The sequence below is a fragment of the Enterococcus sp. 1001283B150225_161107_E12 genome (assembly GCF_015556925.1).
Classification (GTDB): domain Bacteria; phylum Bacillota; class Bacilli; order Lactobacillales; family Enterococcaceae; genus Enterococcus_B; species Enterococcus_B mundtii.
Genome location: NZ_JADNNI010000007.1, coordinates 120,930 through 136,283 on the forward strand (window position 1 = coordinate 120,930; position 15,354 = coordinate 136,283).

At 37.7% G+C, this 15,354-nt stretch carries 9 protein-coding genes; 7 read left to right on the forward strand and 2 right to left on the reverse strand.

Annotated elements, in window-relative coordinates; all coding sequences use genetic code 11:
- Positions 1–155 precede the first annotated feature (155 nt).
- Together I2F89_RS07590 and I2F89_RS07595 are read left to right on the forward strand one after the other, a co-directional pair.
- The gene (locus I2F89_RS07590) at positions 156–1,289 is read left to right on the forward strand and encodes a pectate lyase-like adhesive domain-containing protein (protein WP_195514051.1); all 1,134 of its coding nucleotides are present in this window, start codon (positions 156–158) and stop codon (positions 1,287–1,289) included.
- A gap of 154 nt (positions 1,290–1,443) precedes the next feature.
- Positions 1,444–2,607, forward strand: coding sequence for a hypothetical protein (locus I2F89_RS07595; protein ID WP_195514053.1), 1,164 nt, complete (start codon positions 1,444–1,446; stop codon positions 2,605–2,607).
- A 216-nt stretch (positions 2,608–2,823) separates the two neighbouring features.
- On the opposite strand, the gene I2F89_RS07600 is transcribed toward I2F89_RS07595, so the two are convergent.
- Complete coding sequence (locus I2F89_RS07600; protein ID WP_115357319.1) at positions 2,824–4,341, reverse strand: helix-turn-helix domain-containing protein; 1,518 nt, start codon at positions 4,339–4,341, stop codon at positions 2,824–2,826.
- A gap of 265 nt (positions 4,342–4,606) precedes the next feature.
- Here I2F89_RS07600 and I2F89_RS07605 point away from each other — a divergent pair, with 265 nt between their 5' ends.
- From I2F89_RS07605 to I2F89_RS07620, 4 genes are all read left to right on the forward strand, one after another.
- Positions 4,607–4,978: a hypothetical protein gene (locus I2F89_RS07605; protein WP_074801954.1), complete on the forward strand. Its 372-nt coding sequence runs from the start codon at positions 4,607–4,609 to the stop codon at positions 4,976–4,978.
- Positions 4,979–5,000: 22 nt separating this feature from the next.
- Positions 5,001–5,804 carry a WxL domain-containing protein gene (locus tag I2F89_RS07610; RefSeq protein ID WP_195514054.1) on the forward strand — a complete coding sequence of 268 codons (804 nt, stop codon included), beginning with the start codon at positions 5,001–5,003 and terminating at the stop codon, positions 5,802–5,804.
- A 75-nt stretch (positions 5,805–5,879) separates the two neighbouring features.
- The gene (locus I2F89_RS07615) at positions 5,880–6,965 is read left to right on the forward strand and encodes a DUF916 and DUF3324 domain-containing protein (protein WP_195514057.1); all 1,086 of its coding nucleotides are present in this window, start codon (positions 5,880–5,882) and stop codon (positions 6,963–6,965) included.
- A 13-nt stretch (positions 6,966–6,978) separates the two neighbouring features.
- Positions 6,979–11,856 carry a WxL domain-containing protein gene (locus I2F89_RS07620; protein WP_195514065.1) on the forward strand — a complete coding sequence of 1,626 codons (4,878 nt, stop codon included), beginning with the start codon at positions 6,979–6,981 and terminating at the stop codon, positions 11,854–11,856.
- 250 nt (positions 11,857–12,106) lie between these two features.
- Here I2F89_RS07620 and I2F89_RS07625 read toward each other — a convergent pair whose 3' ends face one another.
- Positions 12,107–13,594, reverse strand: a complete 1,488-nt coding sequence (locus I2F89_RS07625; protein WP_195514075.1) for a helix-turn-helix domain-containing protein — start codon at positions 13,592–13,594, stop codon at positions 12,107–12,109.
- A 1,038-nt stretch (positions 13,595–14,632) separates the two neighbouring features.
- Here I2F89_RS07625 and I2F89_RS07630 point away from each other — a divergent pair.
- The gene (locus I2F89_RS07630) at positions 14,633–15,016 is read left to right on the forward strand and encodes a DUF7006 family protein (protein WP_071866716.1); all 384 of its coding nucleotides are present in this window, start codon (positions 14,633–14,635) and stop codon (positions 15,014–15,016) included.
- The last annotated feature ends 338 nt before the right edge of the window (positions 15,017–15,354 follow it).

Here is a 15,354-nt window from a genome sequence, read left to right on the forward strand (position 1 = left end):
TGGTTTCTTCGTTTTTTATGGGTTGTGTGTGCGAAAGGGGAAAAAACTTCTAGCTATAAAAAATAGAAGAATTCGTGATTCGCAGAAAAAACACTTTTGTTATTCTATTTAGCTTTCCTGTATGATTATTTTACTAAAGGAAAGCGGTGGGATTTATGAAAAAAATCATGTGGTTCAGTTTGGTATTGTGTTTAGGAAAAATGATATACTCCCCTTTTGTATTTACATCAAGAATTGAAGCAGCGACACATGTTTCTGCGGACGAGGAAGGAGGATCAGTTGGAGGTAGGCTGCTTGAGGATGGTGAATCATTAGCCGATAACGTCCATCATTTTATCAGTGAAGATGGGGCGTACTATGTCGTAAACAAGGAAAATCGTAAAACAGCGGAAGTAAGAACGTGGTACCAATTTCGAAATGCTATCAACGATCGGAATGTTAGCGTTATCAACGTGGTAGCTAGTTTCAATAGCAGCTTTCATTCGTTGGATACGATTGATCGCCCATTGACGATCAATTTTATCAATGCTGCTCGTATAGATTTGGAAAATAATCATGCACTTAAATTGGCAAAGAACTCTGTTTTAGAAATCAAAGCGAACGCCAAGTCGCCTATATTTGTTAGTAAAAAACAATTAAAGCAACCATTTATCCAAAGTTCTTATGGGAGTACGATTCGTCTGAATGGAGAAGTGGTCATCGGAGATGCTTCAACTGAACTGAGAGAGCAACCTTTTATTCGAACAGAAGGATTGATTGAGGTTCCGTCTGGCTCCAATGTAAGGATACATGAAGCAATCGAAGCGAATGATTTATTTGTGATCAACTATGGTCATTTAGAATTACGCGCACATGAAATCACACCTATAAAAATGGGAATCAATGGGACGATTAGAGTCGGTGAATTTTCTTCGTTAAAAGTGAGGCATGGGGGGAGTCACTCAGTGATCAAAATGACTGGCGGGGAGATTTTTTTTGATAATCCACTCAGTATCCATCTACGACAGACGGGTTTTGGTGGGCTTATCGCACCATTGATCGATTCTTCTGCCGTGCTGATGCAAATCAATGCCGTGAGAAATGCCTTTTGGGAAAATTATAATATGAGTTTTCGTCCTACTCATGTTTGGAATAGTCAATTACAGACACGACTTGGTGGCCCCCATGGTTCGCAAGTTCTTCGTTCAAATTCAGTTAGTTTTGAAAATCATTTTTTAGGATTTGATTCCTATCGAGAATATACTGCTGGAATGGAGATGCCACTATATCCTGAGACATTCCCGGAGTAAGATGAGTGGAAAAAATGAAAGAAAATGAAAGAAAAGGTTATGAAGAACTTTAAAAGAATCAATTAAAAAATTTCGTATAGTCACGAAAAAACACTTTTGATTCAATGTGAGTTCTTCGTTAATCTTAAATTATCAAATGAATGGAGGAAAGAAAATGAAACGAATGACTCTTATGAGTACCTTATTATTAAGCGGTATGCTCCTTGCTGGCCCAATTTCAGTAACGAATGTCGCTGCAAGTGAAATCGTACCAGAAGCACAATCATTGACAGAAGGCGAAACTGCTGGTGGTGTTCTTCTGAAAGATGGGGAAACGTTATCAATGTATGGGGAAACATTTACAAATGATGAGGACGTGGAATTTTTTGTAGATGATCAAAATCGCACAACTGCATCCGTAAGAACATGGTCTGGATTTAGAAGTGCCATCAATAATTCAAATGTATCAGTAATCAATGTCACCTCAAGTTTCAATAGCGCTTTAACTAGTCTAAACACAGTCAATCGAGCGGTGACAATCAATTTCCTCAATAATTCGACTATCAATATGAATAATAATCATTCCCTACATGTAGGGTTTGGTGGACATGTTCATTTTCACTCTAACTCGAATCGACCAATTGTTACAAACGGAAACCAAGTCAGACAACCATTTGTACAAGGTGTCTCTGGTTCAACAGTAAGTTTTTCTGGGAATACGTTGGTTGTTGGGAATGAACAAACAAGACAGAGACAACAACCATTTATCCGAACAGATGGTCTAGTGCAAATCGACTCTGGCTCCCAAGTGATCATGAATGAAGCCATCGTGGCGAATCAATTGAATGTGATCAACAACGGCAGTTTGACTGTCAATTCGAATATTTTATCACCTGTACAAATTTCAACAAATGGTCGGATGTATGTGGGGGAATTCTCAACATTTAAAGCAGATCATACTGGTGGCGAGCCAGTAGTAAAAGTCCTTGGATCTGGACATTTAACAATTGATAATCCTTACCAAATCCATTTAAGACAAACAGGTTCTGCCGCTTATTCTAGTCCATTGATCCATACGTTAGGAACAAATATCCAGATCAATGCCGTTCGAAATGCTTTTTGGGCGAATAATAATTTTGGACCAACACCGACTCATGCTTGGACAGCCCATCTACAAACACAGTTAAGTGGTGCAAATGGGAGTCAAGTGGTTTCTTCGAACATCAATAGCTTTACACAGAATTTCTTAGGGTTCAATGGTTATCGAGAGTATACTGCTGGAAGTGCTAGTCAGCTGTACCCAGATACATTTCCCTCAACTGAATCAATGAACGACTAACGTTATCACGTTTTTACTCCCTCAAAGATTATTTCCATTTGAGGGAGTTTTTTTGTCTTAAAAATCGATACATATTTGCAAATCTAAACAACAAGCATTTCATGATACAGGTGCTGATAAAATAATCGTAAGCCAGGGTTAGGAGTAATCGTAGACATAGTTAAAATCTGCTTAGCAAAGACCCATTCGAAAGGCCATTGGAGTATGGTGGATTTATCATTCGTATATGGATGAGGGAAAGCTCGTTTTATCAGCTAAAAAATATTGATTGATGATTTTCGGATTGATTTTTTCGAGTAAGCGATTCCAATCGGAAGCAGAAGGAATAGACCGAAAAAGAATACATTCTGTTACTTCTTGGAATTCTTCTACATGTTCAGGATGATTAGTGATCAAAAAATCAATTTTATTTTTAAGAAGATAGTTCTTATTTACTTCACTAGCGTTTGGATAGAACACATATTGATATTCCATAAAATATTTATTCGATATGGCTTCAATGAACTGGATGACATGATTGTTGCCTTCAAAAAGAAAGGCAATATTTTTTTTGTTTTTCCAGTAGCGTTCTCGAATGGTTTCGACGTAGATCACTAAGTTAGAAGTGAAATCTACTAAAAAGTCATGAGAGTATAGCGAATGATAATCCGAGCTGTTTTCTAGAAAATGTTGGTACTTACGACACTCATTCGGGAAGATTTTTTGAATAAATCGATTGATATCTTGCGTATTTCGATTAGCAGAAATGCACAAATATTCTTTCAGTTTCGCCGTTGTAAAAAAAGATTCTAAAAAGGTCAGATTGACGAGCTTATTTTCATCGCTACAGTCTAATATTTCTAGAAAATCTTCTGCAAGTCGCTTGCTTTCTGGCCACTGATTGTATGTTGAACAAAACTGTTTTTCAACAATGATATCACTCATTTTTCTCTGTGTAATAATGCTACAGAATAAGAAAATCAGTTCATCTTCAGGTAAACGGATGCCGTAATATTTTTCAATTACGTCATTTATTTTTTCGGCATGTACTTGTTGCATCCGATCAGTCAAGACACAGCGTAAGTGGTTATTTACGTTCACTGTATTTCCCTGCATGAATCGTTCAACCGAGATATAAAGTAAGTAAGTGTATAAGAAAAATGAGGTATTTCGATAGAAGTCATTCTTATACAGACAACTGATTTCATTCACCGCTTGCTGAGCGGAAACGGATGGGAAGATGGTGTGAGGAGTGATTTCAGATTCATAGAAAAACGTGCAAAAAAAATGTCGTATATCTGCTTCTTGACCAATGATATTTACGGGATCATACGTGATGTCCAAATCAAAATGAACTAACTGTGATTGGATCTTTTTGAGGTATTTCAAGAGTGTCGTTTTAGAGAGATGTAACTGATCGGACCAATCGTCAAGGGTATATAATTCAGCAAAAAAAATTTTCTCAAGAATTAAAAAAAGTGGCTCGTTCTCAAGTAAAGCAGTTTTTTTCTCTTCGTAAGTGACTAATTTCAATTGTTTGAATATATACCCCTGATGGGTAGATTCAATCGTGATCGAATCCTCAAAATAATCTCGGATCTGACAGATATCTTTACCGATTGTTCTAGAAGTGCTCTCAGTAAGTATTGCTAAGTCATTCGCGTTGCAACAAGCATTCTTTTCAAATTCATTGAGGATTTGAAGCCATCGTATCAGGGGTTTATTGGTAATGAAATTCAGTTGGAATGTTTTCAATGTACCCACCTCTCATAGATCAGTTTAGTTTAGGGTAGTTGATTCTTTGTTTTAGGTGTAGCTAACTTTAAGTAAAGTATATCTGTTAAGTATAATTAGTAAATAGTAATAATTTCAGAGTATGGTGAAAAACGCTAATTGCGAAAGAATACGTGCGTTGTTTAAAGTATATAATGTACTCTTCTAAAAAACAAACTTGAGTCATAAAAATGTTATTTAGAAGAAAATAAATGTAGTTATCTAGAATAGGAGGAATGAAATAAATGTGAAAAAGAAGCCTTGGTATTTGTTATGGACTATTTTATTGTTTCTTGGGATGTTTTATCAACCAGTTCAAATCTTTGCGGCAGAAGGCTCCTCTGTAGAAACGAATAAGAATGTAGGGTTTTACGGAGAAATCGATTATGAAGGGGACCCTAAACCACAACCACCTTCTGAAGAGCAGGCGCAACCCTCAGATAGAGACGAATATGTACAGGTGAATGGACAATTACCAAAATTAAATCAAGTGATACCAAGTTACGGGTTGCTGGGTCTACTAATTCTTTTATGGGTCATTCGAACTTGGTTAAAACGAAGAGATAAGAAAATAAACGAGCAAGTCGCACTATCAAGTAGATGTTTTACAAAAAAATAAAACAAATAGGGAGAACGAATAAATGAAAGCATTAAAACTAGTATCAATGTCAGTGTTATTAGCAAGTCTAGCAACAGGAAGTATGGTTGTTCATGCAGACGATACAGATCAGGATGGAACACTAAAAACGAATGGACAGATTCAATATCGTGAAGCGGACGAGGAGAACGGTGAAACAATTGATCCAAACCCAGGACCAGAAGAAGTCATCGTACCTCCTACTCAAGAAGGTGCTTTCGCAATTGCATACGTTGGCGATTATGATTTTGGTTCACGTCAAAATTCAGCATTAGATCAATCTTATCCAGCTGCGGCTTGGTGGTTTGACATCGATGAAGAATCAACTGACTTTCCTAATCCTGATATGAATAGCCCATGGGTCAATGAAGCGACAAATCAAGCAGCCCGTGCACAATTTGCTCAAGTACGTGACTTACGTGAAGACCTAACAGGTTGGAATCTGGCATTGAAACAAGAAGCACAATTTACGAATGGGGAAAGAAGCTTAAGTGGTGCTCAAGTCACGTTTGCAAATGGGACAGCTCAAAATACAAGTGACGAATTACCAACGATAAATTCAGGTTTCACGTTGATTCCGGAAAATAGCCGCGTAATCATGACTGCCGGAAGTAACATAGGCTATGGACTAAGTACTGCCATGTGGGGAGATAAAGCCAACTTAGTGCAAGACAGTGAAGTAGATGGAGGATTGGCTAATCCTTCTGTACAATTAAATGTACCTGGCACAACACGTACAGATGCTAATTCCAAATATACGACTAATTTATTATGGACATTGTCTGCAACACCGGCAAATATCAATTAACTAGCTAGAGATTTGAAAGGTTGATAAAAAACAACGATGCAGTCAGCATCGTTGTTTTTTAGAAAGGAGATAACTATGCCTTTATTGAACAAGTTTACAGCATCTTTTCTGGTTATGCTTTATGTAATAATCGGGTTTGTTGGTTTTTCTCAAGAGGTATTTGCCAATGGTGAACTAAATTTTAGTGTTCGCACCATTACGCCTGAAAGTCAATTTGGGGATGATAAAGGCTACTTTGATGTGGAATTGCAACCAGGAGAAACAGAAGAACTCACGTTAGTGGTGAAAAATGTTAGAAATATCCCGATCGATCTCTCGATCACAGCTCATACTGCCTACACAAATATCAATGGTGTGGTTGAATATGGCGGAGAAACGGACCAGCCCGATCCTACATTAAAAGTGGAAATGAAGGACTTACTGGATGTCGAAGATGAACCCATTCGTTTAGAAGCAGGAGAGGAAAAACGGATCGTAACAACCCTCACTATGCCTCAGGATGAGGTAGAAGGATTATTAGCCGGTGGCTTACAACTAAGCGAAGTGGCACAAGAAGAAGAGGAAGAGGATTCTGAGGATAAAGGAATGCAGATCATCAATTCTTTTTCTTATGTGATTGGTGTCGTAGCGAGTAATGATCGTACACAAACGATTGTTCCAGAATTGGCACTTTTAGATGTATTTGCGGATCAAATCAATTATAGAAACGCCTTTAGTGCGACGATCCAGAATTTCTTACCTACTTTTGTGAATGAACTAAGTGTGGAAGCCTCGATACGTAGAGAAGGATCTGATACGATTTTATATCGAGCATCAGAGGAGATGATGCAAATGGCACCTAACTCCAATTTTAATTTTCCAATCTCACTCAATGGCGAACGTTTTAGAAGCGGGACATATGTGCTGAATATGACGGCTCGCTCTGGCGAACATGAATGGTCTTGGGAAGAAACTTTTGATGTGACAGCAGACGAAGCAAGACGCTTGAACCAATCAGATGTTTCCGTTAAAGATACCAACTGGTGGTTGATTGCAGCAATCGTTCTAATCGTGATCATTATTAGTGTACTCGCCTATACGACATACAAAAATAAGAAAAAAGCAAAACTAATGCAAGAAAAATATATGGATACCCTTTCAGAAAATAAAACAGATGACTAGAGGAGGAGGACCAATGCGTCAAAAAGTATGTAAAATGATGACTAAAATAAGTATTTCAATCTTTGCACTATATACTTTGGGTATACCTTTCCTCGCTGTTGCAGAGACAATCGATCAAGGGAGTCAACCTTTAAACACGCTAAATAGTAATAGTCAACCGACAAAATCATCTGAAGTGAAGGATACCCAGTCGTTGACACCCGCTTTTTCTTTTGAACAAGCGGTAATAAAGGGAACTGAAAAGACGGTAACTACCCTTTCGTTTATAAGTACAGAAGAAGTGGACAACGTAGCAATCAAACTTCCGTCAACTGCTGAGATCATTGAAGATGAATTGTCCTCAGGGATGAGTAGCAGTTATGATGAAGCATTCGACCAGTGGCTCCTATCATCAGAAACTCCGAAAAAAGAATTTACCGTACCTGTGATGTTTGCAGAAGCAGGAACCTATTCAGTAACTGTAGGAGAAACGGCGACTGTTAAAGTAGAAATCACGAAGGCTGAGCCGAATCATTCTTCAGGAGAAGAAAAGTCAGAAAACGACGAACCAAAGGAAGAAAGAAATCGCTCGGAAGAGAAACAGGACGAAGAAAATGTCTTTCAAGGAGAAACGGTACCAGTTTCGACTCGTGCAGAATTTTTAAGTGCACTCGCCAATCCAGAGGTTTCTATCATCAATTTAGAACGTTCGATCGATATAGGTTCAGTTATCAGTCCAGAAAACTTAGACATTGATCGTTCGCTAAAAATCAATGGGCAAATGAATACTTTGAATATCGGCACCGGACAAGTGCGTTTATTGACGACTACTGAGAGCAAAACTTTAAGAATTGAAAATACTTTTCTTAATAAAACAGATACCAATCCCTTTGTTATCGGGCAATCGTCTGGTGAATATTGGACCCTTCAAATGGAAGATGTTTCAAGAGACAGCTCATCGATCAATTATTTTAGAGTAGCTGATATCTCAAGCGCAGTGGTACGAATAACTGGCGGTGAGTTAACCATAGATAATAGGATCAATCTACCAGGCGCGCTGTTTACGACAAAAGAATTTATCGTAGAAAATCAGGCAGTCGTGAAGCTGGGGAATACTCAAAATTCTGCGTTGGCATTTACGAGAGCGAATGCTAAACTGACCGTCGCAGACGGAGCAGAACTGTTTATTACGAACAGTGGAACAACTGCTTTGCAAAATTCCGTCTATTTTACGGGGAGCAATGCGACAGTTTCTGTTAAAAACAACGGTAACTTACAAATCCAAGCGGATGGTGCAGCATCTACTTCGTCAGACGCTACAAGTAGGAATGCGCTCTCGATGACAGGGAATCAGTCGAGCATTGAGCTGGAAAATGGAAGGTTAAATGCGACAACTACAGGTGGACAGGCAATTATCATGACAGGGGAAAACCCAACAATTGATGTGGCATCAGGTAGTCAATGGCAAAGTCAATCGAATACAGCGCATTCCATCAACCTTACAGGTGCAAATGGCGCATTCAACATAGCTAAATCAACGGCGGTAATCCAATCGACTACAGGAAATAGTCTAGTCATGTCTGGAAACGATGCAACTTTTGAAGTAAATGACTCAAGTAATGTAACGATCAACTCTAGTACAGGCAATCGGCTGACAATGACTGGTACAACGCCGACAATGACGATCAATGACAGTGATTTGAAGATGACTGCGACAACTGGGGCAGGTATTCGATTGTTGAATCAAGAAGCGATGTTAACTGTTGATAATAGTGCTGTTGCTATTACAAATACAGGGAACCGAACCGAGGATATCAATCAACTCGGCACCACCACATTAGGTAAAAATTCTACGTTACGTATGCAAAATGGTGCAACGCTAGACGTTCAAGGTGCGTTAGTATCTACCGCAGGTGCGAATAGTTTGATTGGACTTTATGGGGAAGAGGCAAAAGCAACTCTTTCAGAAAATGCTCAACTGAATCTGACAGTCAACAGTGGAACAGGAAATGGCATATATTTACAAGGAAAGAAAACGGGTATTACATTTGCAGATTCTAAAGCTGACATACAGACAGTGACAGGAAGAGCGGTGGAACTATCTGGGGCTGAGCCATCTGTCCATTTAGATAGAAGTGACTTGACAACGAAATCAACAAGTACCGGTGGAGCTGTTCTTCTGACAGGTGAAACTAGTTTATTTACCCTAGATAACCAAAGTAATATGAGTGTAGAAAATGAAGGCGGAGCAATTGCTAATGTCTCTCTTCAAGGAAATCAAGCAAAAATGGTTGTTGACAACCAATCACAACTATCCGTCGCAGTTCCAAGTACTAATTCAGCTGACACTGTCATAACGAATAATAGTATCTATTTAAAGGGAAATGCTCCTACCATGGAAATTACTCGAGGAGCTAGCGTGGATGTATTGGTCCGCTCGGGTACGAAGAGAGGGATTCGCTTAGACGGTGCGAATGCTGTTTTATCACTTAATCAAGGCGGAAAGTTAACTGCGGAAACGCAAGCAGCGACAGCGATACAATTGAATGGTGATTATGTCAAACTCCTCGCAGAGAATAAAGAGACAAGTATCAATGCGAAAAGTAACTATATCGCAACCACTGTAAATGGTGTATCCACTGTGAAGTTAGGCGAAGAAGAAACAGAAAAAATTGGGCGTGAGCCAATTGTAGGAGCATCCGATTCAGCAAATATCACACTTTGGGCGAACTCATCCTCTGCATTAGTATTACAAGGAATCAATGGACAGTTCAATGTAAATAGCAAGGCGACATTAAAGTTAGATTCAGGTCCTTCTGGACAACTTGAAGCAAATAATGCGAATGCTACTTTAAGATTTTTACGTTCCGGTCCAAATAATACAGGAACGACGCACGGTGGCTATCAATTCAATATCAATGGTGGAGATATGACCGTGACTAAGCGAAAAGGTAACGCAGGGGGTGCAGCGCAAATGGCGCCAGCAATCCGGATGTGGGGCAGTAATAATCAAGTGACTGTTAGTAATGCGGGGCGATTGTTAGTAGTCAATGAGGGGACTGGTATTGCTCACGATGGGAATACAGGTGGTGGAAACCAAGGAATCCATTATACTGCGGGATCAAATAATGGGTTTTCTGTCAATGATCCGGGTTCAGAAGTAAGAATCTATGCGAATGATGGTCCCGCATTGGATATGAGTGATGCGACAGTGGCCGGTGGAAATACCGTCGGTGGAAATGGTGAGATCAGAGTGAGTAATTTAGGTTATTTTGAAGCTTCCGGTCGTACGGCAAGCGCAAATGCAGGTATTTTTCGTGGTCGTTCAACTACTGTGAATTTCGATAATCCGCTATTTATGGACTATCGGAATAATCGTGTAGGTGGCGGGAATATTTTTAGTAATATTGCGAGCTCCACTTTAACTGCTACTGCAAGTGATTTTGCTGTTTGGAAAGATGGTACAGACTTAGATGCCGATCCCTATCTTCACTCGAACAATATGGATTATACTTTCTCTGGCACTAACTTTTCTACGCTCACTTCAATGGAACCAGCAGAACGTTTCGATTTTGATGCATTTGGTTCATCGGGTTTAACTTCTTATTCTCGACTCAGCTCAAACAATGCACGTTGGGCAATCGTAAATGAATTGAGAGTACCGACGAATGCGGATAAAAAAATCCACGGGTTGATCCGTATGCCAGTTGGTCTCCATGACAGCCGCCCCGCGTGGCAAGATGAAGTGAAGGTAACTGTGGAAATCGAAAGAGATGGGGCAGTGATCCAGACATACGAAACCTTGACACATGGTCACACAGCGGAAAAACCAGGTATTAGTATCTATGATGAAGAGCCACAAGGCGGCGTTTTTGAAATCGAACTTGACGAATATTTACAACCAGGCGATCTTGTACGTATCACAGATGTTGAGGTTTTAGCAGGTGAAATGGAAGGCGATTTTGAAAATGTGTATGAAGTGGAAGATGTCACCGTATTTCCTATCATACCACCTTCACCTGCGACTTTTTCCAATCATTTAGTTCCGGCAAATGCGCGGGTTATTTCAGGTCATTCCGACGATCCTGAGGTAGAGGTTACGGCGACTCATAATGGAGAAACAATCGATCCTACCCTCATTACCATAGATGATAAAGGGGATATCAGGATTGCTGTTGAGAAATTAAACTTAGCAGTAGATGATGTCATCCAAGTCTTCTTAAGAGATCGCCAAGGTTCTGCTAGTGAAGCGGGTGTCATGAATCCACCAGAGACGAATAATCACGTAGGAAACATCAATCCGAAAACGCCATTAGCATTTCGGGATGCAACGTTTGTTCCTGCTACCACATTGATTGTCGGTGGTATGGTCGATGGAGAGCTAACGATCGATCAAGCAAGTAATTGGGACTTTGGGACCCAACCGCTTACGACTAAAACACAAACGTACCATGCATTACCGAGTCAGATAGGCGGTACGGAGCAGGGAACTTCCAGACCGAATTTTGTTCAGGTGACAGATGAGCGACCGGTATCAGAAATAAGTGGCTGGAGTTTGTTCATCAAACAAGAAGAACAATTTTCTAATCAAAAAACAGGTGAATTGAAAGGTGCACAACTTAGTTGGAAAAATGGACAAGCCATTTCAAGCACTGGAGAAATCGGCAATGAAGATAATTTAGGTATCATCCGCACGAGTGGGATCTTGATTCCTAATAATAATAGTATCCAATTGATCGATGCCAATCTATTCATAGAGAAGCAAACATGGTTTTATAATTTTGGGGATGATTCGAATAAAGAGAGCAGTATCTTTCTAAATGTGCCGAATACAGCAAATGCAAAAGCAACAAACTATACGACGCACATCAATTACTCGTTTCAAGCCACTCCTAAAAATCGAATAGAATGAACCAGTCAGTGGTGATTAAAATCGACTGGAAATGAAAAAAAACATAAAAAGGAATTCAATTGATCGGTACATTAAGGTCAATTGAATTCCTTTTTTAGATGTAAGATGTGGCAAGTGATGATTATAAGTATAAATATAAATGCACTGAAAGAGTCGTCGGAAGACCATCTACTCCGAGTCGGTGGAATTGTATTTACTTGTTTGGATCACCACATTATGCAGTAGAAAAAATGAATAACTGTAAGTTTTACTAATGTTGCGTTCTAAATTTTTGTAATAATTGAGGATCAATTTTATTTAGTAATTTTTTCCAATCTGAGGCATCAGGTACTGTTTTTAATAAAAGACATTCTAGACCTAACGAAGAAAATGTCAAGTATTCATTGTAATTCGTGACTAAGAGATCGATCTCATGATTTTCAATATAAGAGGCGCATAGCTCATTTGGACGAAGAAAGTAGATATTTTGAAATCCCCCTAAATATTTTCGAACTAAGGCTTCGAGATGTTGACTGATATACTCGTTTCCTTCAAAAATAAATGCGATATTCGTAGGGTTTTTCCAATATTTTTCTTTGATTGACTCAGTGAATATCGTTAAACTAGCACAGATATCGTCCAAATGATCATCAGAGAACAAATGATGGAAGGAGGGATTTTTTTCTAAAAAAGCTCGATTTTTTTTATATTCATTGCTAAACAAGGTTTTGGCATACTCATTGGTATCTTGGATATTTTTATTTCCACTTTTAGACAATAGACTACGTAGCTTGATGGACGTGAAAAAAGATTCTAATAAGATTAACTCGTGTGCTTGTGTGTGCGTATTTCTCTTGATCATTTGATAATAGTCGCTTGTAAGCGCTATTATTCTAGGCCATCGATTATACCTTTCACAAAAATATTTTTCCTGTTTCGGATTTTCGATACCTCTACGGCATAAAACAGAACTAAAAATAAAAATGGCTTCTTCTTGTGTTAGGTCAATATTAAAATAATCTTTCACAATCGAATAGGCAGGTGAAAGTCGGTGAAACTCTGGATCATTAAGGACAATATCTTTTAATTCAGGGTCGAGTTCCACCATACAACCACATAATATCCGTTCAATAGAGAGGTATAATAAATAACTAAAATAACCAAATGAAGAAACTTTTTGATTAGGACGCTCCAATAGGTTAACAATTTTAATCACTACTTCTTGCGTCGCAATTGATGGGAAAACCGTGTGGGGTGTAATATCTGATTCATAATAGAAAGCAAAATAAAAATTTCGAATATCGGCTTCTGATCCGACCAAATTGACGGGATTTAGCTCAAGGGTGATATTGAATTCTTTTACTTGATCTGCAATTTTTTTAACGTACGTGATCATCGTGCTCTCAGAGATATGAAAATAATCTGCCCAATCATAAATAGACTGAAGTTCGTTGAAAAAAATTTGTTCAAGAATAATAAAGAGTGGTTCATCTTCGAGAATCGCTCTTTTTTTTTCTAGGTAGGTTTCTGAAGAATGGATGTTTAAAGAATAACCTTGTTTCGAGGATTGGATATCCGCGACGTTCTCGAAATATTCTCTCAAATAATTGATGTCGTTGACTAATGTCCTGGCTGTACTGTTTGTCATGCCAATCAGTTGGGCTGTCGTACAGATTCCAGTAGACTCTAACTCTTTCAAGATTTGGAACCAACGTAATTTTACTTTATCTGTTATAAAATTTAATTGAAAATTTTTCAATAGAACTTTTACCTCCTATCTAAATCTTTCTAGGGAATAGAAAATAGAACATAGGCTTGTATCCATTGCGAAAGTTAAAGATATATTTTTGGAATTTTCCAATTTCTTATTTGTTAACAAGTGAGATAGAAATTCAAAAAAAGTTAGAATATTTTCAGATGTATGTTTTTAATAAAAGAGTAAAGGAGAATTGCTTTTATCATAGTATTCATTTAGTTAGGAACTCATTAGATCTAAGTTTCTTACATGTTGAATATGAGAGTAATGTTCAAATTGAGTAGTGGACATTCATATAAATTAAAAGTAACTTATGTTATCTTTTGAGTGAAAGGTTAACGTTTTTTATTTGCTTATTGGAGCGTTCGATTTTACATGGTTATTTTAATCAGTATCAAATGGTCGTTGGTTTCACTTCTATGATCAGTTTTTGATAGTGGTTCAAAGTGTTCAGTAGATAAACGAGCTACAAATACCATTAATTACCGGATATTCGTCCTTTCTATTATTTTTAGCGATCCACTTTTGCACTAGCGTAAGGTAAAAAAACAAATCGCTTTCAGATTGATAATTAATATTACCTAATAACTATATTAAAATAACTTAATGACAACAATCTATAAATTTCAGAAAACTATGAAATTATTCAATTGAAGTATTATTTGAATACTGTAAAATTGCATGAAGAAGTTAGAAATTAGGAGTGTTATTAGTTCAATTTGTTTGTTAATTATTGAGACGAAAGAGGCTTGTTCTTAAGGTAGTCTCACATAAACAATTTTCAAGTAATGGGGAAAACTGATTTGGATCTAGTAAGATGTTCTCTGCATTAAATGTTATTATGGAACACATAAAATATAGAATCTGTTACTTTCATTAATGAGTAAATATAAAAATAATCTGTGAAGAAAGATATATTTTTTTGTAATTATTTTCTTGAGTGAAGTATCAAAATGTAAGCGTAATTAAATTTGGTCAATCTGACAAATAAATCTTAAAAGAAACATTAATGTAGGTTTTAATGTTTTAAGGAGGGAGCGAATGGAAACGAAAAGAATTGAAACGCCTGAAGAATACTTGGCCTATTATGATCAGAGAGTAATCAATCATTCTTTTATCAGTAAACATCCAGAAATGTTTGAATTTTATCTTGATTTACGAACAAAATTCCTAATGACTTATCAGCAAACAGATGCCACTCTTTTTCTGAAATTAGCAACATTATTAGATATTGATGCACAGCTACAGATCCTATTAGAATTGATCAAAAGTACCAACAAAAGTTTATGTGAAGAATTAGGGATGACAGAATCAGAAATCATTTCGATGATCGCCAAAGATAAAAAATGTTTTTACAGAGAATTAACAGGTCTTGACATGAACCACTCAGTACCTTGGCAGTTGATTTATCTTAGTGAATCTTGAGGGAGCTTGAGATTCATTGATAAAAAGCTAAATGAATTATTTTGGTACAAAAAGATGTACGTCATGACAGAGAAAACTAAACAAACGGTTAACAAAGGTGTGCCAATCGCAAGTAAAAGAACAAAGAGCGGGACAGAAATGGTTAATCTCGAGAAATAAGTAGAGGTTACTTCTGTTCCCTTAGCTTGCCTCGACCTCTGTGACTAGAGATCCTTCATTATTCCAATCATTTTGTAACCATAGATAGCTATAACCATCATTTTCATTGATCATATAACAACATTCCCTAGATGATAGAATCCACTGACAGTTTTTTCAGGGGTCTATCGTCTAGGGAT